23 protein-coding genes and 1 tRNA gene are annotated in these 23,712 nt (G+C 41.2%); 9 read left to right on the top strand and 15 right to left on the bottom strand.

Features of this window, described 5'->3' with window-relative positions; genetic code table 11:
* Positions 1 to 51 precede the first annotated feature (51 nt).
* Positions 52 to 963, bottom strand: coding sequence for a LysR family transcriptional regulator (locus tag Q7O90_RS00550; protein ID WP_304126201.1), 912 nt, complete (start codon positions 961 to 963; stop codon positions 52 to 54).
* Between the two features lie 171 nt (positions 964 to 1,134).
* Between Q7O90_RS00550 and Q7O90_RS00545 the strand changes: the two genes are divergently transcribed.
* Positions 1,135 to 2,019 (top strand): DMT family transporter, encoded by an 885-nt coding sequence (locus Q7O90_RS00545; protein WP_304126200.1) that lies wholly within the window; start codon positions 1,135 to 1,137, stop codon positions 2,017 to 2,019.
* Between the two features lie 179 nt (positions 2,020 to 2,198).
* Here Q7O90_RS00545 and rlmH read toward each other — a convergent pair whose 3' ends face one another.
* From rlmH to Q7O90_RS00505, 8 genes are all read right to left on the bottom strand, one after another.
* Positions 2,199 to 2,678, bottom strand: a complete 480-nt coding sequence (rlmH, locus tag Q7O90_RS00540) for a 23S rRNA (pseudouridine(1915)-N(3))-methyltransferase RlmH (RefSeq protein WP_304126199.1) — start codon at positions 2,676 to 2,678, stop codon at positions 2,199 to 2,201.
* A 30-nt stretch (positions 2,679 to 2,708) separates the two neighbouring features.
* A complete protein-coding gene (locus tag Q7O90_RS00535; protein WP_304126198.1) occupies positions 2,709 to 3,521 on the bottom strand; it encodes an MBL fold metallo-hydrolase in 813 nt (270 codons plus the stop codon).
* Positions 3,514 to 6,789: a PD-(D/E)XK nuclease family protein gene (locus Q7O90_RS00530; protein WP_304126197.1), complete on the bottom strand. Its 3,276-nt coding sequence runs from the start codon at positions 6,787 to 6,789 to the stop codon at positions 3,514 to 3,516. Before Q7O90_RS00530 ends, Q7O90_RS00535 begins: the two co-directional genes overlap by 8 nt.
* Position 6,790: 1 nt before the next feature.
* On the bottom strand, positions 6,791 to 7,432 hold the full coding sequence (locus tag Q7O90_RS00525) for an HAD family hydrolase (RefSeq protein WP_273066910.1): 642 nt from the start codon (positions 7,430 to 7,432) through the stop codon (positions 6,791 to 6,793).
* Positions 7,432 to 8,548 (bottom strand): peptide chain release factor 2 gene (gene prfB, locus Q7O90_RS00520; protein ID WP_245905549.1). Its coding sequence is split into 2 segments (ribosomal slippage): positions 7,432 to 8,481 and positions 8,483 to 8,548, totalling 1,116 coding nucleotides; the frame shifts between segments, so codons are not numbered across the junction. The genes Q7O90_RS00525 and prfB overlap by 1 nt, the downstream gene beginning before the upstream one ends.
* 132 nt (positions 8,549 to 8,680) lie before the next feature.
* On the bottom strand, positions 8,681 to 11,494 hold the full coding sequence (gene secA / locus Q7O90_RS00515) for a preprotein translocase subunit SecA (RefSeq protein ID WP_304126196.1): 2,814 nt from the start codon (positions 11,492 to 11,494) through the stop codon (positions 8,681 to 8,683).
* A 72-nt stretch (positions 11,495 to 11,566) separates the two neighbouring features.
* Positions 11,567 to 12,832 carry a hemolysin family protein gene (locus Q7O90_RS00510; RefSeq protein ID WP_304126195.1) on the bottom strand — a complete coding sequence of 422 codons (1,266 nt, stop codon included), beginning with the start codon at positions 12,830 to 12,832 and terminating at the stop codon, positions 11,567 to 11,569.
* A 134-nt stretch (positions 12,833 to 12,966) separates the two neighbouring features.
* A complete protein-coding gene (locus tag Q7O90_RS00505) occupies positions 12,967 to 13,875 on the bottom strand; it encodes a hypothetical protein (RefSeq protein WP_304126194.1) in 909 nt (302 codons plus the stop codon).
* A 281-nt stretch (positions 13,876 to 14,156) separates the two neighbouring features.
* Between Q7O90_RS00505 and Q7O90_RS00500 the strand changes: the two genes are divergently transcribed.
* The 7 genes from Q7O90_RS00500 to Q7O90_RS08145 all read left to right on the top strand — a co-directional run bounded on the left by Q7O90_RS00500 (position 14,157) and on the right by Q7O90_RS08145 (position 16,713).
* Positions 14,157 to 14,291, top strand: a complete 135-nt coding sequence (locus tag Q7O90_RS00500) for a hypothetical protein (protein ID WP_330667015.1) — start codon at positions 14,157 to 14,159, stop codon at positions 14,289 to 14,291.
* Between the two features lie 2 nt (positions 14,292 to 14,293).
* Positions 14,294 to 14,611, top strand: coding sequence for a hypothetical protein (locus Q7O90_RS00495; protein WP_304126193.1), 318 nt, complete (start codon positions 14,294 to 14,296; stop codon positions 14,609 to 14,611).
* 3 nt (positions 14,612 to 14,614) lie between these two features.
* A complete protein-coding gene (locus Q7O90_RS08210; RefSeq protein WP_330667014.1) occupies positions 14,615 to 14,746 on the top strand; it encodes a hypothetical protein in 132 nt (43 codons plus the stop codon).
* 75 nt (positions 14,747 to 14,821) lie between these two features.
* Positions 14,822 to 15,097, top strand: coding sequence for a major tail protein (locus Q7O90_RS08205; RefSeq protein ID WP_330667013.1), 276 nt, complete (start codon positions 14,822 to 14,824; stop codon positions 15,095 to 15,097).
* Between the two features lie 118 nt (positions 15,098 to 15,215).
* A complete protein-coding gene (locus tag Q7O90_RS00485; RefSeq protein ID WP_330667012.1) occupies positions 15,216 to 15,467 on the top strand; it encodes a hypothetical protein in 252 nt (83 codons plus the stop codon).
* 348 nt (positions 15,468 to 15,815) lie between these two features.
* The gene (locus tag Q7O90_RS00480) at positions 15,816 to 16,406 is read left to right on the top strand and encodes a hypothetical protein (RefSeq protein WP_304126192.1); all 591 of its coding nucleotides are present in this window, start codon (positions 15,816 to 15,818) and stop codon (positions 16,404 to 16,406) included.
* A 52-nt stretch (positions 16,407 to 16,458) separates the two neighbouring features.
* Positions 16,459 to 16,713, top strand: a complete 255-nt coding sequence (locus tag Q7O90_RS08145; RefSeq protein ID WP_330667011.1) for a hypothetical protein — start codon at positions 16,459 to 16,461, stop codon at positions 16,711 to 16,713.
* Between the two features lie 615 nt (positions 16,714 to 17,328).
* On the opposite strand, the gene Q7O90_RS00470 is transcribed toward Q7O90_RS08145, so the two are convergent.
* Complete coding sequence (locus tag Q7O90_RS00470; RefSeq protein ID WP_304126191.1) at positions 17,329 to 17,919, bottom strand: histidine phosphatase family protein; 591 nt, start codon at positions 17,917 to 17,919, stop codon at positions 17,329 to 17,331.
* Between the two features lie 206 nt (positions 17,920 to 18,125).
* Between Q7O90_RS00470 and Q7O90_RS00465 the strand changes: the two genes are divergently transcribed.
* Positions 18,126 to 18,201, top strand: a tRNA-Arg gene (locus Q7O90_RS00465).
* Between the two features lie 190 nt (positions 18,202 to 18,391).
* Here Q7O90_RS00465 and Q7O90_RS00460 read toward each other — a convergent pair.
* From Q7O90_RS00460 to Q7O90_RS00440, 5 genes are all read right to left on the bottom strand, one after another.
* Entirely contained in the window at positions 18,392 to 19,567 is a 1,176-nt protein-coding gene (locus tag Q7O90_RS00460; protein ID WP_304126190.1) for an amidohydrolase, read from the bottom strand.
* A gap of 151 nt (positions 19,568 to 19,718) precedes the next feature.
* Positions 19,719 to 20,939 carry a hypothetical protein gene (locus tag Q7O90_RS00455; RefSeq protein ID WP_304126189.1) on the bottom strand — a complete coding sequence of 407 codons (1,221 nt, stop codon included), beginning with the start codon at positions 20,937 to 20,939 and terminating at the stop codon, positions 19,719 to 19,721.
* Between the two features lie 637 nt (positions 20,940 to 21,576).
* Positions 21,577 to 22,371, bottom strand: coding sequence for a mechanosensitive ion channel family protein (locus tag Q7O90_RS00450; RefSeq protein ID WP_304126188.1), 795 nt, complete (start codon positions 22,369 to 22,371; stop codon positions 21,577 to 21,579).
* A 9-nt stretch (positions 22,372 to 22,380) separates the two neighbouring features.
* Positions 22,381 to 22,932: a GNAT family N-acetyltransferase gene (locus Q7O90_RS00445; RefSeq protein ID WP_304126187.1), complete on the bottom strand. Its 552-nt coding sequence runs from the start codon at positions 22,930 to 22,932 to the stop codon at positions 22,381 to 22,383.
* A 181-nt stretch (positions 22,933 to 23,113) separates the two neighbouring features.
* Positions 23,114 to 23,626: a hypothetical protein gene (locus Q7O90_RS00440; protein WP_273451009.1), complete on the bottom strand. Its 513-nt coding sequence runs from the start codon at positions 23,624 to 23,626 to the stop codon at positions 23,114 to 23,116.
* Between the last annotated feature and the right edge of the window lie 86 nt (positions 23,627 to 23,712).

The following is a 23,712-nucleotide window of genomic DNA, read 5'->3' as shown; positions in this document are numbered from 1 at the left end:
TATGCCACATATATCATTTAGCTATATTATATTGCACACTTATAACTTAAACTATTTTTTATCATTATCATTAATAATTTCCATCATATGCCGTTTATGTTCTTCAAAAAAAACAAGCGCAAAATCTCTAAATCTTTTAGCCGCCGGTGAGATTCTCTCAGTTTCAGGAACTGCAATACCTATAGGTACATTATAGCTCGGTGAGATTGGCAGCGCCGTGACATTTCCGTGCCATTGATTTATTGAAACTCCATTAACAGTAGTCACCCCCAATCCTGCTTCAACCATTGAGTATGCTGCGAAAGCATCTGAGGTTTTATACCTAATAGGGGGATTAATATCATATGACTTGAACATCAAAGAACCGTCACTCTCTCGACCAGGATATAAATCGATGTAACTATCATCATATATCCTGTGGATATCATAAACACCATCAGCTACTGCTGGATGGTCCTTTGGCACCCATATGTAAAACGGGTCATCTATGAGATGCATCCATTCACAGGTACCCTCACGGTAGCTTATAAGACAAAAGTCCAATTTATCGCGTTCAAGCTCTGCCATTAGGGCTGAACTCCTTCCTGCAGTGACGTCAACTGCGATGCCCGGATACTCTACGCAAAACTCCTTAATCAAATCCGTTAGGAACTTGTAGTATGTAGAGTAGGCTGTAGCCACGCGAACTTCGCCTGTTATCACTCCACTAATTTCTGCGATATTTTGTTCTAAGTGATTGGCAGAGTTAACTAGAGATATGAAGCTGGGCAGAAGCTGATTGCATGCCTCTGTAGGCGAAATGCCATTCCTATTTCTATTTACAAGACGGACCCCAGTCTCTTCCTCTAATGATGCCATCATACGGCTAATTCCTGAAGGAGTATATCCGAGCTCAGCAGCTGCTGAAGACATGTTCCCCAGATCAATTGCACGAAGCAGTGCCTTGACTTTCTCAACTTCCATTTTATATCCTCTTATATCCTCATTTCTACCCTATGGCAGAACTGCTTTAAAGATTTAATCATGTTATGATATTTTATCATAATACATTTGATTATTTAGCGATATTATCAAAATAGATTTTTTATTATAATTTAGTTACATCAGTTTATATTAAGAAAGTGGGGGTCCGAGGTGGATACGAAGAGAAGAAATCGCGCTATGATATTGCTGTTTACAGTAATTTCACTGCGTGCAACCTCGCTCCTATTCGCAACAACGGGTTTATCATATATGGGGCCGCTCACATTGAACGGCTACCGCTTCCCACTTGCTGCTATTATCTTACTCTTTCTATTCCGCAAGGATATCAAGAAAGTTGACAAGCAGCTTGTCATCCACGGTTCAATCATTGGTTTTTTCTTCCTACTGACGATGACCACTGAATTGATTGGGCTCAAGATGACAAATTCTTCGACTACATCATTCCTAGAGAATACCGCGATTATTTTCGTTCCGCTAGCGGATGCATTGTTGGTTAGAAGAGTCCCTAGAGCTTCCGCAATTATCAGCGCTCTAGTCGCACTAGCTGGTGTTGGATTCTTGACACTTAAGGATGGTCATATAGGACTTACCTTCGGAGAATTCATGTGCATACTCAGCGCACTAGCGTACACATGCGCCGTAGTGGCTACCGACAGATTTTCAAAGCGTGATGATCCTTTTATGCTCGGAATAGTCCAGGTTGCATTTATAGGAGCTTCGTCATATATACTAGCTATGGTTGTCGAAGGACCAAGTTTCCCTACCGCACCTAAGGCATGGGGCGTGATAATGTTTCTAGCAATAGTATGCACCTGCTTTGGCTTCACGCTTCAGCCAGTTGCACAGAGCAAATTATCTGCATCTATCTCAGGACTATTTTGTGCATTTAATCCGCTCGTCACTGCGATACTCGGATACACATTCCTGAATGAAAGACTAGGAACTACTGGCATGATTGGTGGAATTCTTATACTTACCAGCATCGTCATCCCAGCAGTTACACCTTTGATAAAAAAGCCACAGCTAGCTAGATAAATTAGTTTACGACATTACGAGACATCCCTAACCCTCATAATGTTCGCAAAGTATAAAGTAAAAAGTACAAGAAGACCTCCACTTAAGTGGAGGTCTTCTTGTATATTATTTCTGCGCTAAATGCATCATTACATGAACATTGATTGGATTATTCGATACAATCACATGCGTGGATACAATCACTTATGGTATGTCTCTCCACTGTTAATCTTAAAAGCTCTGTATATCTGCTCGAGAAGCATAATCCTCGCCATCTGGTGCGGGAATGTCATCTTTGAAAACGATAACCCGTAGTCCGCCCTTTTTTTCACTTCATCTGAGAGTCCAAGGCTACCACCGATTACAAAGTCTATGGTAGAAGACTTTGTATCAAATGCACCCTGAATTTTCTTAGCTAACTCTACTGAATCAATCTGTTCACCTTCTATTTCCATAGCAATCACATGGTCGCTTTCCTTTATCTTGCTTAGGATGTTCTGCCCTTCGCGGATGAGCACAGAATTTTCATCGGCTTCAGATGGGTTTGAAGGAAGCCTGCTCTCCTTGAGTTCTACAATCTCAATATTCGCATATCCTGATATTCGCTTGCTGTATTCAGATGCAGCAGAAGTCCAGTATTTCTCTTTTAGCTTTCCTATACAAATTATTCTAATCTTCATTTAAATTCCTTTGATTTTACTATTTAAACCTTATAGCGTCGTTAACTTGTCCTTTGCCGCCACCGTTAGTGTAAAATCATTCCCTTGACGCAGATCATTCTCATTTAAAATATTCTTAACAGTCAGCAACGCAGTATCCGGCGTGTTGTTGTGAGTGCTCAAGTGTGCGAGCATTATTCGCTGCGTGGGGCTCGGAAGACCAGCTTCTTTTCGCGCAAGTAGCCCCCTCGCAAGAGCAATCCCACTTGTCACATTGGAAAGGTGACCGTGTTCCCCTAGGATACGGCGCTTTAGCGAATATGGGTAATCTCCCATCTGTAGAATGCTCTCCTCATGATTCGCTTCGAACACGAGAGTGTTTGCACTAGCAAGTTCTTCAGCAATTTCATCCGTAACTATCCCTGTATCAGTTGCAACAGATAGCTGTTCTCCGTCCTCAGTAAAGCTAAACCCTATTGGCTCACTTGCATCGTGAGAAAGGGAAAACGCCTTAACACATATATCCCCAATTCTGACCACATCCTGTGCTGCCATACACTCTAGCTGCTCTGACTTTACATATTCAAACTTATCACAGTTGTATATCGTTCCTCGAGATGTATATACTTTCGCATTCGTACAAGCTTTTGCAATTGCCCTTATGCTTTTTACGTGATCGGTATGTTCATGTGTGACAAATACGCCTTGAATATCCTCCGCACCGAGTCTGCACTCAGCAAGCCCCTCTTTGATTCGCTTTGCTGTGAGACCAACATCTAGCAACAATCTCGTATTTCCATCTGAGATGATATACGCATTACCGGAGCTACTGCTACCGATAGATGCTATCTTTAATTTACCCATCTACTTCCCTATACTTGTTTCCTCTATACGTTACATCAAATCTGCAGATTGAATTGTAGCTGCAGTATGTGCATTCTCCTTTAGTGTCACTTGACGTTCGTTTTTTTGTTGGAGATATGCTCACATCTCCAGCGACAATATGCTCACTGATATCTTGAATCGACTGGCATACGTCCTGTTCTATACTCTCGAACAAATCACGGGTTATGATCATCTTCTTATTGCCGAGTAGAGAGCTTGGCATCTCTTCTATGACATCTTTTTCATCGATACATAGTCCATTTAAAATCAAGTCTTTCTTAAGCTCGCTATCCACCACCTCAGAAGCATCCTTCGAACCTTCTACATTCACCGAAACATCCTTGATATTGTAGTAGAACACACCAGCAGGCTTCCTTTCTTCAGACTTCGCCCCCTGCATGTACACCATGAGCTGCATCTTATATCCACACCTCATCTGCTCTATATCAACCTTATCTGACCCGGTCTTGTAGTCGATTATTCTTATATCGCCACCTTCAAACACGTCAACCCTATCGATTTTACCCTCGATAAAAATCTTCTTACCACCAATCTCGAGTTCAATAGGTGCAAAAAGCTTGCCTCTCTTAAATTCCTCTTCAAAATAGGACTTCTCGACCTTACCTAGTCTAATCTGTTCTGCGAGGTTTCCTGCTACACGCGAACAAACCCTTGCGACTCTCTCAAGTCTATACTGCTCACGACCATCGGAGGCAAAGAGACCATCCCTATAGTCACCAGCGATTTCCTCGAGCGTAGCTCTCACAAGATTCCTAATCTCTTCATCGGTAATACTAGCCCAAAGCTCTTCAGTCTCTAGTTTCTTGGAGACCCTCATGATGCATTCGTGGTATATATCCCCTATCTCACGAGAGGAACCGCTAAACTCACGATCTTCTCTGGGTCTTAAACCATATGATACAAAATGCTTGAACGGGCAGTGATTAAAGCTCTCGATTCTAGTCGGTGAGAATGAGAAGTCACCGTGAGGCCTAGCGAACAACCGCTCCGCCATAACACTGGAAATAGGCTCCGCAGAGTTATCATCTCTCGCGGCATTCATGGCTGCATCGAATGTCTCCGGATCATTTTTTCGATACCAAGCAATTATCGAATCAGTAATCATCTTAGCTTTTTTCTCATCTGCTAGATGCTCTAGTGACCGCCTACCCTTCAGATAGTTGAGCAAGTGGCGCATAGCTGTCTTTGGATTATTTATGACATTTATGTCTAATCCACTTGAGATGACATCGTTGTGGATCTTGATTGATGGCAGCGCCGACCTGAACGCATCAACAAGCGAAGATGGTTTACAGTCCTGCCCCTCCGAATCAGAAAGCGACCAGCTCATGTATAATCTCTCGTACGGCTTTGAAATTAGCCTATACATAGCCACGTTTTCCTCAGTCATCTTTAGTTCATCAAGATGACCAATAGGGAAATTGTGCTCCTTAAAAAATTCCTTTTCATCTACAGAGAAAATCCCCTCCGAAGCAGGCTCCATGGGAAGTACACCTTCATTGGCTGCAAGAACAACCATCGCTTTAAGCGATCCTGGTCTTGTCCTAATCATAGATCCCATAATTATTCCGTCCAGTGCAGGTGGAATAATTCCGATGTCAACGGATTCAAGACCTTTTTTGTAGAGCTGCAATATCTCTTCGGACCTAGTTTTATCAAAGGTTTCATCGCCCAAAACGGCTGCTAATTGTTCCAGAATCTTGACGCAAGCCTCATAGCTCTGGGCGGTATTCTGCGCCTCCTCGTTATATCCCTCTTCAGCCTGAGCTTCAGATACAGCCTGCAATCTGCTTGGCAGCTCCCATTCCTCTTCCAAGATTTTAATCAAATCAAACACGAATTCAGCAACTGTCCCTGAACTCTCCGCTATCTCACGAAGCTTCGCAACTTGCTCCATTATGTAGTTTCTCGTGCTCTCAAGCCTTTCGAATTCTTCTTCAGTATACTCGAAATGCCCGTACTTAAATGCTCTAGTCCACATATTACCACGTATCTTGTAATTACGCGCATAATTCTCCAGCATTTCGATATCTTCTCTCTCAATACTCGTAAGTTCAGTCTTGAGCATTACGAACAGAGCTGAAGTCCTATACCCTTGAAGCACAAACTCTAGAAGGCTCACTATAAATCTCGCAGCCATCGAATCAGTAATTGTCCTTCTGGAATCGACAAAAAGTGGAATCCCATACTCCTCAAAAGTTCTGCGGATTATGGGTTTCCTAGATGAATCATCATTACAGATTACTGCAATATCATTCATCCTGTATCCTTTATCGCGAATTAGCTCATATATATATGAGGCGGCACTCTCCGCTTCATAGAAAGGGTTTGCGCACTCAACAAGTCTTACTTCATCATTTATCGTGTCTTCATCCGGCACCTTCATTACGGACTCTCTCGAGCTTAATACAGTCCTAAATAAGTTCTCCTCCAAATAGTCGAGCGTCTCTCTACCATATGCTCTATATTCATCAGGCACATATTCCTTTGATATCGCTACACCCGCCGAATCCGCCCTAGATGTCAGCGCTGCTATCAGGATGGTGTCTAGATCAAAGTCACTGATATTGACCATAATATTGACATCTACACGCTTTGCCATCTCAATTAGAGCATCCATCGACTTGGGCGCAAGAGTATCAAATCCATACACCCATACCGAATGATTTTCAAGTAGCGTCGACTCTCCGATTAACGATACATACATCGAGATATAGTCTTCAGAATCTATGTATCTACCTTTTAGCTCTGACTCATATTCATCGATTATAAGCATCAATTCATGCAGCTTGTGTGAAAGCAGCTCACTGTTACTATCTGAATCGATTGCATATTTGAGTTCATCTAGTGAGCAGTCTTGCTGCTTGAAATCAGCGATGAAGTCATTGACCATATCTATAAATCCGCTCTGTTCAGCTGAAGCTTTAAATACTTCAAGCTCATCTTTGTGCGACTTTATAATCTTGTACAGAAGCATATGGCGACCATACTTGTCGAGAATTTCGATATTCTCCTTACCGTGCTCTGCCATTATCCTCTGACCTAATCTATTTAATGAAAGAATTTCAATATCAAGAAGACAGGCACTACCGGTGTACTTAAGTGCCTGTTCTTCCGCGACAAGGGTGTACTGGTTCGGAACCAATACATACGTCTTGCCTTTTATATTTTCGTATATGAACTTCTCCTTGTTCATGCACTCTCGTGCCATAAATAGGTTCAGCATCTTATCCCTCGATTATTTCAAATAACTCCTCAGGTTTGCTTATTCTGTACATAGGCTCTATTCCGCCCAGCGGAACGTTACCGCCTCTACGCCCCCAGCAGACCAGTATGCTGTCTACTCCGGCATTGATAGAGCAGCCAATGTCAAATCTCGTATCACCTATCATTATTGCCTCTTCACGCTTTGCTCCGAGCCGCCTTAGTGCTTCAAGAAGCGGACCTGGCTCTGGCTTATGACTAGTGACATCATCCGCTGTGATGATGACATCGAAATTATCCTTAATACCCATCTCTCCTAGATACTGCATCGCTGTATTTCCAAGCCTTGAAGTAACGATAGATAATGAGTAGCCACGTCTTTTAAGCTCGCCGAGGAGTTCCTCTATGCCTGGGTATAATTTATAGGCTCCCTTGCTGTGCTCCGCCTGATATCCTCGGTATACCGCTAAAACTTCATCTGCATCTTCGTCTGCAAAAAGCTCTTTTGTCGTATTAGCTACAGTCTCGCCAAAGGTTGAAAGTATGAGGTTTTCATCCGCTTCCTTGCCTCTAAATCTCTTAAAAACCGCCTGCCACGAATCGACGATAAGTTGATCGGTATCGAGGAGCGTTCCATCGAAATCAAACACTATGTATTTCTTCATTATATGTTTCTCTCCTTCGCTTCCTGCGTTAGCTTGGCCTTGATAAATTCGTCAAGCTCACCATCCATTACAGCATTTATATTGCCAACCTCTGCATTGGTTCTATGGTCCTTCACCATCGTATAAGGTTGAAACACATATGACCTAATCTGCGCACCCCAAGTTACCTGACTCATGTCGCCCTTTAGTTCATTAAGGTTTTCCTTGTGCTCTGCTTCAGCTAACTGCTGGAGCCTCGAAGCCAATATCTTCATCGCCATCTCCTTATTGTATAGCTGAGAGCGTTCATTCTGGCACGTTACAACTATGTTTGTAGGGAGGTGCGTTATGCGAATGGCAGAATCCGTAGTATTGACGTGCTGGCCACCAGCACCGGAGCTCCTATACTTATCAATCTTGAGATCCTTAGGATCGATATTAACCTCAACGCTATCCCCAAGGTCTGGAACGACTTCAACCGCAGCAAATGAAGTCTGTCTCTTGCCCGCAGAGTTAAACGGTGATATGCGCACGAGTCTATGCACACCCGCCTCACTGCGTAAATATCCATATGCATTGATTCCGCTGACGACGATTGTGCAGCTCTTAATACCAGCTAGCGTATCATTCTGTATGTCAACGACATCCGTCTTGAAACCGTGCTGATCTGCATACCTTAGATACATCCTCATCAGCATCTCAGCCCAATCCATAGCATCCACTCCACCAGTACCAGCATGAATGCTGAGGATCGCATCCTTATCATCGTATTTACCGGTCAGGAGTCTGCTGAGCTCAAGATCTTCCATCTCCTCACATAGCCTCTTGTATTCCTTGATTATATTCTTGGCTTCAGAGTAATCCTCGTACTCCTCAGCTAGCTCAATCATCTCAGATATATCATTAAATCCCTTGAGTAGACCTTCATACCGCTCGAGCTCACTTTCGAGATGCTTTTTCCTCTTCATCAGTTTCTGTGCATCATCAGGAGCGTCCCAGAAACCAGGCTTAAGCATCTCCTGCTCCATGCTCGCTATATTATTTCTAAGACTATCTGGGTCAAAGATAGTCTCCAATCTCCTTAAGCTTTGCTAGTTCGTTCGGTAAAGCCTGTCTTATCTCATCCAATTCAATCATAGTAATTCCTCTCATCTATGACATATGCGCGTAGCCGCAGTAAGCAGCATCGCGCATCAATTGAGCTAAACTCTATAGCCCTGCTCTCACTGCAGAACTCACATCATACATTGCTAATTATATCGGGTTTCCTTATTGAAACTTTCCGCAGCAATTCTTGTACTTCTTGCCAGATCCGCAAGGGCATGGATCATTTCTACCTATCTTAGGGCTGTCGCGGTGAACCGGTTCCTGAACATGTTCTCCGTTATCGCGATACTGCTGTTCGTCCCCATGAGCAGCTGCGATATCCTCATCATAATACTCTTCCTTGCGTTCAACCTCATCCCTTGAAACTGTACGGCGCTCAGTTCGGGTCTCAACGGTTACATTGAAGCAGTATTTTACAGTCTCCTCACGGATATCCGCAATCATCTCCTCAAACATGCCGAAGCCTTCTTTTGCATAAGCAACAGCAGGATCCTGCTGTCCGTATCCGCGAAGTCCAATTCCGTTCTTGAGCTGTTCCATCGCATCTATGTGATCCATCCAGCGGTTATCAACAACTCTGAGCATAATCATGCGCTCAACTTCGCGCATATGTTCGATGCCAACTTCCTCTTCCTTCTCGCGGTATATCTCCTCAAAGACATTCATGATGTCCTCGCGAAGCTTATCCTCATCGAGATCTCTCAGCTCCTCATCAGTGTAGCTGAGTCTACCCTTAAAGGCAGGAGTAATCTGCTCACATCCGTAGAATATCTCGTCCATATCCCAGTCCTCTGAGAAACGAGTCTCCATGGTAATCGGTGCAACTATGCCATTTACTAGCTCTTCCACCATTCCCATTATATAGTCACGCAGATTCTCGCCGTCGAGTACCATTTTACGCTGCTCATATATCTGCGATCTCTGTCTGTTCATAACGTCGTCGTACTGAAGGACATACTTACGAATACCGAAGTTCTTTCCCTCGATCTTCTTCTGAGCGGTTTCAATTCTTCTCGAAAGCACCTTTGCTTCAAGTGCATCTTCGTCGCTAAGGCCAACAGTCTCGACAATTCTCTGCATCTTCTCTCCGCCGAATAGTCTCATCAGGTCATCCTCAAGTGAAATGAAGAACTGTGTAACACCAGGGTCTCCCTGACGTCCAGAACGTCCACGTAGCTGGTTATCAATACGTCTTGATTCGTGTCTCTCCGTACCGATAATGCAGAGCCCCCCGAGCTCTCTTACTTCCTCTTGCTCGTCCTTTCTCTCAGCAGCAAACTGCTTCAGTAGTTCCTGATATTTCTCTCTAGCGGCATTTAGTTCTTCGTCATCAGACTTTTCAAAACCTGTTGCGAATGCAATCTGCTCAGGAGTATACTCTAGCTTCTTCATCTCGCGCCTAGCTTCAAAGTCTGGATTTCCGCCAAGTATGATATCTGTACCACGACCAGCCATGTTGGTAGCGATTGTAACAGCACCCTTACGGCCTGCTTCAGCTACGATCTCTGCTTCCTTTTCATGATGCTTAGCATTGAGTACGCTGTGCTTTATGCCTTTCTTTTTGAGCATCTCACTGATTAGCTCAGAAATCTCAATAGAAATAGTACCTACGAGAACGGGCTGACCTGTCTCATGTGCTTCCGCAACTCTATCGACGATAGCTTTGTATTTGCCAGTCTGACGAGCATACACGGAGTCGTCTAGGTCTGTTCTCGCAATAGGCTTGTTAGTCGGAATAACAACTACGTCCATATTGTAGATATCTCTAAATTCATCTTCCTCTGTCTTGGCAGTACCCGTCATACCAGATAGTTTCTTGTACATACGGAAGTAGTTTTGGAGCGTAATTGTCGCGAGAGTCTTAGACTCTGATCTTACTGATACGCCTTCCTTAGCTTCGATAGCCTGGTGCAATCCGTTTGAGAAACGTCTACCGTACATCAGACGCCCAGTAAACTCATCGACGATGAGAATCTCACCATCCTTAACGATATAGTCCACATCGCGCTTCATGAGATAATTAGCATGCAGAGCCTGATTTACATAGTGGTTAAGCTCCATATTATCTGGATCTGAGAAGTTCTCGATGCCGAAATACTCCTCAGCAGCCTTTATGCCGGTCTCATTAAGGGCAACCTGCTTGTCCTTCTCATCCACCGTGTAATCCCCATGCACTCCGTTCTCACCCTCTTCCTCATCGCTCGTAGTGTCACGGATGAGAGTTTTGACGAATACATTTGCAGTGCGATACATATCGCTTGAATCAACACCTTTACCGGAGATGATAAGTGGAGTACGAGCTTCATCGACGAGGATTGAGTCCACCTCATCGACGATGGCAAAATTAAGCTCACGCTGAGTTAGTTCTTCCTGATAAGTAACCATATTATCGCGCAGATAGTCAAAACCGAACTCATTGTTCGTGCCGTATGTGATATCTGCCAAATACGCAGCCTTGCGGTCATCTCCCTCAAGAGAATTGATAACACAGCCAACTGTAAGTCCAAGGAATGTATATAGCTTTCCCATCCAGTCAGCATCTCGCTTTGCGAGGTAATCATTTACGGTGACTACATGGACCCCCTTGCCAGTGAGCGCATTCAGATATGCAGCGAGCGTAGCCACGAGGGTCTTACCTTCACCAGTCTTCATCTCAGCGATTCTTCCTTGATGAAGTACCACACCACCTATTAGCTGCACGCGGAAATGCTTCATACCTAGACTTCTAACCGCACCCTCACGGCACACAGCAAATGCCTCTGGCAAAATGTCATCTACAGTCTCAAACGGACCTTCATCTCCATCTTCTCTGATAGTTCCAAGCCGCCTCTTGAACTCCTCTGTCTTAGCACGAAGCTCCTCATCAGTGAGCTTCTGCATCTGTTCATCGTAAGATTCAATCACATCTACGATTTTCTCTATCTTCTTGACCTCTCTCTTGTTGAGGTCTCCAAATATCTTTTCTACTAAACCCATTTACGTGGCTCCCTTCCTTCTCGATAATACTTTATATATGATTTTTAATACGAATTGTCTTAACTAAGTATCTTAGTTGTCATCCTCGTCTTCGTTCGGCTTGTCTTCGACGCGAATATGAAGTCTAAGTGCTCTCTTAGCATCCGCTCTTGTGACTCTGACCTTGAAAAGCTTGTGTTTCGATTCATACTCGAATGTATCTCCAACCTTTGGGATGCGGTCGAGCTCAATCATCGCCCAACCATTTACCGTCGTCGCATCTATGTCTATATCTTCACCCTGCAGTTCAAAGAATTTTTCAACATTAGTTCCTCCAGCTACAGAATATGAACCGTCTATTAAGTCTGTCACCTCTCTCATCTCGACGGTATCATGCTCGTCATATATCTTTCCGACTAGCTCTTCGATGATATCCTCCATAGTTACGAGGCCTGTAGTGCCACCATATTCATCGACGATAATCGCCATGTGAGTTGCCTTTGCCTGCATCTTCTTGAGAAGTACCGATGCTTTAATCGATTCAGCTACGTATGCAACCGGCTTTACATAGAGGTTTACGCTCTTGCCCTCGCCCACTACATAGTTATGGAAGTCCTTCTGATTGAGAATTCCGATGATATTGTCGAGATCATCTTCGAACACCGGGAGTCTCGAAAGACCTGTATCTTTGAAAAGCTTAGCTATCTCATCGATAGGTGAACCGAGCTCGATAGCGATAATATCTATTCGAGGTGTGATTATGTCTATTGCTTCTAAGTCAGCGAACTCGATTGCATTGGTGATAAGTTCGCTCTGCGATTCTTCGATGCTCCCGCCAGTCTTGGCCTCCTCGACAATTGTCTTGAGTTCATCCTCTGTGTAAACCTGCTCAGGCGAAATCTTGAAAACCTTATCAACTAGCTTCTTCCATACACCAAACACCCAGTTGAGCGGTGTAAATAGGAACATCATGACTTTTACAGCCGGTGCCATGAATAGAGATAGCCCTTCCGCCTTATCCTTGGCAATATTCTTAGGTGATATCTCCCCGAACACCAAAACCAAAACCGTCACAACAACGGTAGAAATAGTCGCTCCGTAGTGACCATATAGCTTGATGAACATAACCGTGGCTATTGAAGTCGTCGCGATATTGGCAATATTGTTTCCTATCAAAATCGTGGTGAGAAACTTATCGAAGTTCTCCGTTATCTCCAGCACGAGCTTAGCACTCTCGTTGTCATCGCTCGCCAGATTCTTCATCTTTATCTTACTCACCGAAGTGAACGCCGTCTCAGTGGCGGAAAAAACGCCCGATAACACGAGCAAAATCACAATACTTATAATGTATGGTGTCATTTAACTTGATTCACTCTCCTATATCTGTGTATCCGATTAATTATACTACATTAAACTGTAGATAAGTGATGAAACAACGAAAAAAGCTCTCTCGCAGAGCGAGATGTACCTCTTTATTTGTAACTAAATATCAATTATTCCTGTCCTTCAACTTGTTTGAAATTAGCATAGATAATTTTATTATTTTCTTTTTGCTTTAATTCATAATAATACTTCTTAAAAATTAATTTATTGCCTTCTTCATTATTTGCCAGCTTAACTTTCTTAATCTCTTTTATATCCATCAAAATATAAAAATCTTTATAGTCTACAACCACAATTTTTTTAAAATTATTTTCCTCCAGTACAACCTCGTAACTCTTCGTGTTGGAAGGAAGTTTGATATTTAAAAAGAATAATAAAAGAATTGCCCCCAACAAAATTGTAAATATAAAGGCAAAGATAACATGCACTTTTTCTGTTTTTTGAATTTCTTGTTTTTCTATATCAGTATTGTCAATAAGTTTACTATCTCCACTTGTAAATAACTTTATATACATGTAAAAAGAAAGTCCCGTAAAACAAAATATAAATATTAAAATACCTATACCAAACGGCTTTGAATTATTGATATAGTCTAATTTAAAACTATCAAGAATCTGTATTACAGTAAGTAAAAGCATCTCAAGAATTGAAATTGATATCATCGCTGAGTATGCAACAGCGCCTAAAAGCGATAGTCTGCTCTTCAACCATTTTTTAATAATAATTGGTGAAAGAAGCATTAGAATAAATAGCAAAACTAATATTATAGAAATATTAACATCTCCTAATACATTTTCATAAAAGTATTTACGTGGTATTCCATAAAACTGTTCTGCTTGAATAGAATAATAAAATGAGTATATATTTTTAATGACCATTGCTATTCCATAAGGAAATGCTGAAAATACCGATATATATTTTAAATATTCTTTTACATTAGATAAATTTTTTATACTTTCCCCACTATCACTTTTATCATCTGTAGTTTCATTGTTTTCTATTTGATCATTACCGTTCATAAAATGCAACTCCTATCAGTATAATTACTTTTATTATATCTAATATACCCTTGCCTATATAGATATAACAGAAAATATTACAGTCTTCTTTCTCTGTCATTCATAACTTTCATTCTCCTTTTTTCGTATTAAGAGGTATAATGCGTTTTAAGGCTTGTTTTTTATCCTAGGCATATACATCTGATACCTTTTTTAACTTTAATACTATAAGAATACCTTTCCATCTTGTTATATGATATTTATAGACTGTCGCTACTGTTCATTCAAAGAATAGATATAAGTTGGCTCATCAATTGGAACATGGTCATGCGAAACGTGGTGGTGGAAGAGTTGCTGCTAGACCTCATATTGCAGATGCTGAACAATCAGCAATTGCGATGTTGGAATCTGAGATGAAAAAGGCATTGAGAGGTTAAAGATGGATAAGATTTTAGAAATATTAAATGAAATGTGCATTCCTTATACATATGATCATTTTGCAGAAGGAGAAAGTCCAAACCCACCATTTATCTGTTATCTTAATCCAGGGACTGGTAACTTCTCAGCTAATGGAAGAGTATATGAAAAGATAAATGAAATACATATTGAACTTTATACCGATTTCAAGGACTTGTCGGTAGAAAGTAAAGTGGAATCCGTGCTTGATAAGTACGGCATTTTTTATGACCGAACAGAGACGTGGATTGAAAGTGAAAAGATTTATAAAGTCCTATATTCATTTGAAATGGAGGCTTAAGTTATGGCTAATAAGATTAAATATAATTTGAAGAATGTTCATGCTGCTAAGCTTACAAAAAAGGCAGATGGTACATTCTCATATGAAACACCTAAAGCTATTCCTGGTGCAGTTAGTATTAGCTTGGATGCATAAGGTGGTTCTAATCCTTTTTATGCGGATGGTATCGTTTATTTCCGTTCAACTTCAAACAATGGATACAGCGGTGATTTGGAACTTGCTTTGATTCCTGAGTGGTTTAGAACTGAGATTCTTAAAGAAGAGTTGGATAAGAATGGTGTTCTTATTGAGAGTTCGAATGTAACATCAATGGAAAAGTTTACTTTGTTATTTGAATTTGATGGTGATGTAAGAGGCATTCGTCACGTTTTATATAACTGTACTGCATCTCGTCCTTCTATTGAATCAGAGACAAGAGAAGGTCTATTGAACCTGGAAAGGAGAAACTTTCTCTTACAGCAGATCCTAGAGAAGATGGTCTTGTAAAGAGTAGAACGGGAGATACGACCTCTGATGCTACGTACAATGATTGGTACAAGTCTGTTTCTGTTCCGATTGAGAAGACAAGTTTTGCTTCTTCAGCTTCTATAGTAGGAAAATAATTATGCTTAAAAAAGTGATTAAGATTGGTGATAAAGAAGTGGCATTTCGTTCTTCTGCAACGGTGCCACGTCTTTATCGTGCAAAATTCAAGGGAGATATTTTTAAGGATTTAGCAAAGCTTGAAAGTTCTTTTAATGTAAGTAAAGAAGATGGTGAAGAGTTCGCAATTGATGATCTTGAAATCTTCGAAAGTGTGGCTTGCATCACGGCATATCATGCAGATAGTACAATTCCAAATGATATCAATGATTAGCTTGATCAGCTTGAACTATTCTCAATTTATGAGGTACTTCCTGAGATTTTGGCTTTATGGGGACCAAATCTTATTACTGATATTGACTCTAAAAAAACTTAAACATAGTAGCATGGAGATGACAACTCCCTTGTTTATCTTGCGTTGTCTAGAGATAGGCATTTCCATTAGAGATATGGATTATTTGACCATTGGAATGGTTATGGATATCTGTATAGAAAAAGGAAATGATTCAGTGAAGTATGATGATCTAGTAACGCAAGAGGACTTTGATAAGTTCTGATAAATTGATTTTTATTTAAAAATCTTGCATAATTTTCCTATCTGAACAGAAAGGAGAAACTTATTATGGAAGAGATAATTGAATTTGTTAAAACGTATTGGAATGAGATGCTTACACTTGTATTATCTGCGTTAGCATTGTTTTTTGCGATACGAGCAAACTCTATTGCAAAGAAAGCCAACGACGAAGCAAAGAAGGCAAATGTATTTTCAAAAAAATCATTAAGTAGAGATGGATGCTACTTTAATATAAAGATTGATAATATATTGCAAAATGGAAATTCAGATAACAATTCTTATGAAATTTGTACAAAAGATGGAAATCTTAGTATTGAAAATATTACAATATATTGCTCAATCGAAAATCTTTCATTAAAAACAGCAAGAAATATATCTTTATCTGGAGCAATGAATGATGCACAAAAAATTACTCTTGAACCCCATAAGAAAAAAGAGTTTCAAATTTTTGAAACTTGTGCTAAAAAGCCAATAAGTCCAGGTACAGTTTATTATCCATACGAATATAGATTAGAATGGGAAGATGGACATGATAAAAATAGTGCAGAAGTCAAATTTTTCATCCAATTCATTAAAGAAAGTTCAAATATAACGAAGATTATTCTTTGGAACGAGAACTTCGAAATTAAATACAACTAGCTCGGAGAAATCCGAGCTTTTATTATGCAAAATTTTAAGGAGGTAGATGCCAATGGCAAACAGAATCAAAAGTATCACTGTAGAAATTGGCGGTGATACTACCAAGATACAAACTGCACTTAAGGGCGTTAATGGTCAAATTAAGAATACTCAATCAGCATTAAAAGATGTGGAACGACTTCTTAAGCTTGATTCAACAAACACAAACCTTCTTGCTCAAAAACAAAAGATTTTAACTCAGGCTATTGGAGAAACAAAGGAAAAGCTTGTAACTTTAAAGGCGGCAGCCGAACAGGCAAATAAATAGTTACAGAGAGGCGAGATAACACAATCACAGTACGACGCATTACAAAGAGAAATTACAGAAACTGAAGCTTAATTAAAACGTCTTAAATCTCAGGCATCTAAAACCAATCAGACACTAACTAAAATTGGTGAGGTTGGTGGAAAGCTCGAGAATATAGGTAACGGAATTACAAATATAGGAAAGAAGGTAACTGTTATTTCATCAGCGGTTGCTGGTCTTGGTTCTGCATCAGTTAAAACAGCTGCCAACTTTGAAGGTTCCATGAGTCAGATTCAGACTACTATGGGTATTACAAAAGATTCCATGTCTAAGGTTAATGGAAAATCTGTTATGTTGCTTTACAATAGATGTGAGACCTCAAAGGTAGAAAAGAGCGATTGAGTCCGTTAGAATGGTTTTTACCACAAAATCCACTAACAAAAGAATATTCAATGAGCGTATGACAAAAAGTCTGTAAATTAAAGAATCAATTAGGATGGTTAAGTTCGGTGCAATACAGACTTAGGCTCTTGGCTGTATAAAAATAGCGCAGCAGCCACACAAACTGCTACGCTAAAAAAGTCTAACTTTTGGGGTTCACTTCATTATAGAGAACCGATTTTGAGAACCGATTTTTTATCCTATTTTTCTGTATTTGACAGGCTTTAAACCATCAAAAGTTATTGCATAGCCGCTCGCAGGGCTTGGAGTCCAGTGCCACGCTTTCTCTTTTACGGATGGGAACATCATCTCCATGCATGTAAATATAACGGCCCCATGGAACACTCCTATAACATCCGAGTACTTTAAATCGCTTTTTAACACTTCAAGACCACGGGATACGCGTTCAATAAATCCATCATTAGTCTCACCTTCAGGAAAATCCATGTACTCCTTCTCACCCTCAAGCCAAGCTCTAGCCTCATCATGCTGGAGAACCTCATCCATTGTCTTCATCTCAAATATGCCAACTCCAACCTCTCTGAGATCAGAAATAATTTCGTGATCAATGTCCCCGTATATGTGCTCAAATGTCTGCTCAGTTCTCAGCATTCCAGATGTATAGAGCTTAGCCCCGTCCGCTTCAGGATATGCCCCCTTATCACATAGTGTCTTGATCTGCTGTACACCTTGCTCAGCGAGAGGCAAATCAGTGCTTCCGTAAAACAGATCCTTAAGCGTTCCCTCTGTATCACCATGTCTTATCAGATATAACGTGTTTCCCATCTTAGTCCCCTATTTCGTAACATATAGTTAGGCATGCTCATTGATCAGCACCTTGCACATGCCGTCTAACACGCTTAAATTTCAGCGGTTCTGTAGAATTAATGTGTGCGTTTTTACACACTACAATGTCGCATATTATATCATTTTCTGCTATAATATTCTACATATTTGCTAACGTAAAAGCCGTATAAATTAGGGGATTATGCGCGCCCGTAGCTCAGGGGATAGAGTAGTTCACTCCGAATGAAATGGTCAGCGGTTCGAATCCGCTCGGGCGCACCACTTTATGCAATTGAAAAAGCACTGTAGCCCATGGGCTACAGTGCTTTTTGCTTGTTGGTTAGCATCTAACCATTTTTTATTCATATTCTATGTATTTGTATCTAACCTTATATTAGTACCAAATAATCACCTTGCTATTAGGCTCTATTGTCACCCTAATTCATACTTGCCTTTAACCAATTTATGAGCTCTAAACTTCTCTACCTGCATTAAAGTCCATAGCAACCTTAGCGTAAATCTGAGCACCCCTTATAAGCTCAGGCTCATATACAGTGAACTTGCTGTGATGCTGAACATAACAAGCACCAGAATCCTCATCTGCAACACCGAGTAGTAGCACACATCCTGGAACCTTTTCCATGAAGTAAGCGAAATCCTCACCTCCAGCTGTTGGCGGAACGTGTATAGGAGCTTCCTCTCCAATTACATCCTGTGCCACAGCTCTAGCAAGCGCTGACATACCCTCGTCGTTGACAGTTGGTGGTACGAGGAGTGTATCTCTAACCTCAGCTGTGCATCCGTAAGCCTTAGCTGTATCCGTTGCGACCTGCTCTACGTACTCAGGGAACTTATTGAACACATCATAACTGAAGCATCTAGTAGTACCTGTAAGCTTAGCGGATCCTGCGATTACATTCCATCTCTCACCTGCATTAAATGTTCCAACTGTAACTACTGCTGGTTCAGCAGGTGCGAGTTTTCTTGAAACGATAGTCTGAAGACTTCCGACAATTGCGGAGCCAGCGACGATAGCATCAACAGCTAGATCCGGCTGAGCTCCGTGTCCAGAGTTGCCCTGAACATCGATTTCAAACATTCTAGCAGCACCCATTCTTGGTCCTGCATCGCAGCTGATGTGACCAGCTGGAACATTACCCCAAACATGCATAGCAAAGCATGCATCTACACCTTCTAGTGCACCATCTTCTACCATGGCTTTAGCACCAGTTGCAACTTCTTCAGACGATTGCCATGCGAGCTTAACTGTTCCGCAGAGCTCATCCTTCATATCATTTAGAATGTGTGCTGCTGTAAGTAGCATTGAGATGTGGCAGTCATGGCCACACGCATGCATAACTCCCTTTGTCTTGGATGCAAAAGGAAGTCCTGTCTCCTCGGTTACTGATAGGGCGTCAATATCTCCTCTGAGCAGTACAGTCTTACCTGGCTTCGCACCTTTGATTGTCGCTAAAGTCGAAGTCTCAAGACCGCAATGCTCCCATTCAACACCCATCTTATCGAGTTCTTCTCTGATTTTTTTTGCTGTCTCATATTCTTTTTCACTCACTTCGGCGTTGTTATGAAACCAACGTCTCATCTCAACTTGATAGTCGGAATATTTTTCTGCAACTTCTTTCATACCCATGGTATTACCCCCTATATGTTAAAAAAGATTATTGTATACCTGTTGTACCCTGGCAGGCCTTTTCTAGCCTATTAATGTTCTCACAGCCTGAGATAACATCAGGCCGCTTTTGCGGCCCAAATATTGTTTTCTTAGTTAAGCCTATTCTCACTTATAGAAGTGTAGCGAATATACCAGCCAAGAATACAGATGTGATAGTTACTGTAGTGAATCCACCAACAATCATAGATGGGAAAATCTTGCTCATGAGATAGTTAACCTCATCTGGATCATCAGATAGAGCCTCACATGTAGACTCAGAGATAATCGCGTCTGCTGGGAATCCATAAAGTGCTGTCAAGCCATTTGCAAAAGCAAGATAGAATGACATCTTAAATACTTTTGCGATGATGAACGAGAATACAGCCATACCTATAACACCTATAACGATGAGTAAAACCATCGGTCCTATGATTGACTTAAGCATTGCTGGGGTTAGATTCTTAAGTCCATCGAACACAATCATCATAAGTGCAAACATACTGATCCAGTATGAATTTGCTCTGTTCAAAATGTTTGTATCTAGGAATCCTACCGCACAGAAGATTACACCGAATACGAGAGCCCATATTGCTGGTGAAATTGCAACGTTACCGAACTTTAGCTGTCCTGCGAGCGATGCGAACCATGCAACTAGACCTAGCTTGCAAAGCATGAATACTGGCGTATTGTACTTATCTGGAACTCTTGGAAGGAGCTTCTTAACCTTAGAATCATCGTTTACAACCGTCATTCCGATCTGCTTGTTAGCTTCCTTCTGCTCTTCTGTGAGAACAATTTCTCCGCTTCTGAGCTTAGCAAGCTCCTTGTTTCCATATTTGTGGAGCATGATTGCTGTAAGTGGATAACCTGCAAATCCCTGTACGCAGTAAATTGTTACTGCAAATGTAGCAGCTACCTCTAAGCCTTTTGCATGAGCAGCCATCTGCATAGTTGTAGCGGCAACGATTCCGCCAGTTAGTGGAGGTAGACCAGCAATCATCAAAGTCTTGTCCATGAACAACGGTGCAAGATACCAGCTGAACAGCACCATACCTGCGAGACCAGCCAGACATACAACGATAGTCTTCCACTGCTCCAGCAGATGCTTAACGCTGATAATTGTACCAATATGTACGATAAGTAGCATCATAGCTACTGTCGCTGCAAATGGAACGAGTCCAGAATCTGTGCCTATTGTCTTAGGGAAGAAAGTCCAGTATCCGAATAGATACAGGATTGCTGATGCGAATACGGATGGTACCCAAGCCTTGGTAGCTGTTGCAATCCACTCACCAACGGCATAACAGATAGCCATCAACGCGAATGCTAATAGTGCATTATAAAATACCATGTTTCTCTAGTCCTTTCTGTTTTCTAAAAAAATAACATCCTATAAATTAATCTGTTTGGCAACAGCCCTAACCCCTGACTGTAATGCCTATATTACAAAGCTGTAATCAGCTCTATAAACTTTCATGAACTGCAGTATATTACGCATTATGCGCTACAGTCTCCGTTTAAATATCTAATCGCTGTCGCGACCATCGCCGCCATACCGTAAGGAATTGTACCCTCATTTAACGTGCTAGCTGGATTATGTAGCGGAGCATAATGTCCTGCATTTGAACTTTGTTTCACAATTTATTGCAAAGCTATAAAAATCTTATAATCCTTTAACCCCAATGGTTACATTAAATCTAGAAATTTAATATGCTGTATTATAACACCATTTTTTGTAATTTAAACAAAATTATCATATATTTTTGTGATATTTCACTAATATCCGCTAAAACCATTGAAATTTCAACGATAAACCGATGTGAAAAATTTGCACTTTATCGCGTACACTGGTTTCCAGTTTATATTCTTAGAACAGTTAATTTTGCATTCACAAAAGACTCCTCTCATCGCAAATGCGTCAAGAGGAGTCTTTTGAATATTAATTAACTTGTGGATATTAAATTATAATTATTGTAACTGATATGATTTTACTTAACGTCAGAATCTTTTACATGTACATCGAGCTGACTATAAGGAAGCACGATATCCGATTCAAGCAGGCACTTCTGCAGCACACCCATAGCGGCTCTTCTCGTTACCCACTTGTCCTTCGGTTTACACCAATATCTGATTCTATATATTGCCGACGTTGCATCGAAGCTCTGAACAGCTAGGTACTCAGAATTCTTAATACCCTTAATCGCTTTGATCTTTTTAGCGCAGTCCGTCAGAACCTCCCTGACATGCTCCGGATCTTCATCGTATCTGAGGCCGATATCTATATCGTATACACCATTAGTTATACCCACTTTAGTGATATTTCTGTTACAGATAGTGACATTGTCTCCAGTATTTAGGCTCGTATACTGCGTGGTCTGAAGTGTGAACAGCGTGACTATACCTTCATCGTCATCAATCTTAATAACATCACCGACTTTAAAAGCTTTGTCATTAATTATATGCATGCCCATCAGCACATCCTTGAACACGTCTTGCATCGCCATGCCGAAGACTGCACCAGCAACACCAACACCGGCGACAATGGATGTAACACGTATATTATTTACTTCGAGCACCGCCAATGCTGCAATTATCCATGTTACGGTTTTCATGAGTCTAAACGTCGATCTGACTATCGCGTTCATCTGCACCGTATTGTTGGTCTTTTTGACATAGAGCTTATGCGTATGCTCTATGACGAGCGTCGCAATGATGGTGACTAAGATGATGACTATGCTGCTAATAAATTGTGCCGAAGTAACCATTTTAACTATTATATCCACGCTATCCCCCTATCCCTGGAACACCGATAAGTCGTCCCAGCTCAACAAGGACGATAGCACTCCAAAGCCTTCTACATCTTGATAAAACTCATCAATCTGCCTAGCTCCGTAATGCTTATATATCTCTTCTGCCTTGGTGTTCCCTGCAAATACATCTATTACCATCTGCGAATATCCGGTGCTCGCAGCTCTGCTTCCCATCGTAAATAGGAGCCTTCGTCCAATACCGAAATCCCTGTAGGAAGCCTTGATGTGAAGCATCTCAAGCCAGAATGCACCAAGTACATCTGGCGAGGGTGTGCCCGCTACGAAGCCGACAATTTCACCAGCACCAGCCTCTTCACCATCAGCTAAGAGCTCAGCAACAAACATTTCATTTCCCGGTGTAAGGAAGTATGCGTCCATTCTGCTCGCTGCACTCTCAGGGTTCACAGAGCTTAAATATCTCTTATCCAGTATATTTGCATATGTATCATGATAGTTCTCTGATAGGATGCGCCCAACCTCAGCTATGTCGGAACGCTTCGCCTCACGAATTATAATATTTTGAATATCTTTCATACTATAGACCTGCCTTATTCATACATTACTCTATAGTATACACGAATTTTCATTTTAATTCCCTTAAAGTAATAACTTATTCCCAGTGTCCTTCACTGACAAGCACCTGCTCGGTGTATGCCTCTTTAACGACAACTGTTTTGGTCGTCACATGCGGAGCCGCATATGTATGTAGGCCATTTCAAGGCTTTGGCCTATGAGCCTGCCACTCTGCATTTGTTTTGAAAGTGGCACCGCACTGACAAGTGTAATAATCGATAAATTTCTGTTGACGCGTCACCGCTGGATGCGTAACCGTCTTATATACTGCAGGCACCCACTTTTTCTTTGAATGGGATGAGCTACTATGGCTAGAGTCACTACTGTCTTTTTTCGACTTCTCCTCTTTGGCCCGCTCTTTTTCCTTTGCCTTTTCTTTCTCTTTTTTCTTTTCCTTTGCTTTTTCCTCTTCTCGTGTTTCGCTACTGGAATCATCATCGCTATTTGCTCCACTCTCACCTTCATTATCAGCTTTAGAGCTATCTGATGATTTGCCAGATGCAGACTTTTCCTTTGTAACTTCTACCTTCTTTTTACCTCTCCCCTTCTTGCTCTTATCAGCACCGCAGCTTGCGAGCCCTATAGCTAAAGCAAGAGAGAGGATAATAACCGCAATAATACTTAGCAGCTTATTATCAAATAAGCGTTTCTGCATTCCCCATTTTCTCTCTTTCAAGTAGTTTAAAAAATGAGATGGAGCATAGCACTCCATCTCATTCGATAATGCTTTTGTTCCCTAGT

The sequence above is a fragment of the Mogibacterium diversum genome, assembly GCF_938028775.1.
Classification (GTDB): Bacteria; Bacillota; Clostridia; order Peptostreptococcales; family Anaerovoracaceae; genus Mogibacterium; species Mogibacterium diversum_A.
The sequence above is the reverse complement of the archived record's forward strand: the minus strand, read 5'-3'. Positions and strand labels throughout refer to the sequence as shown.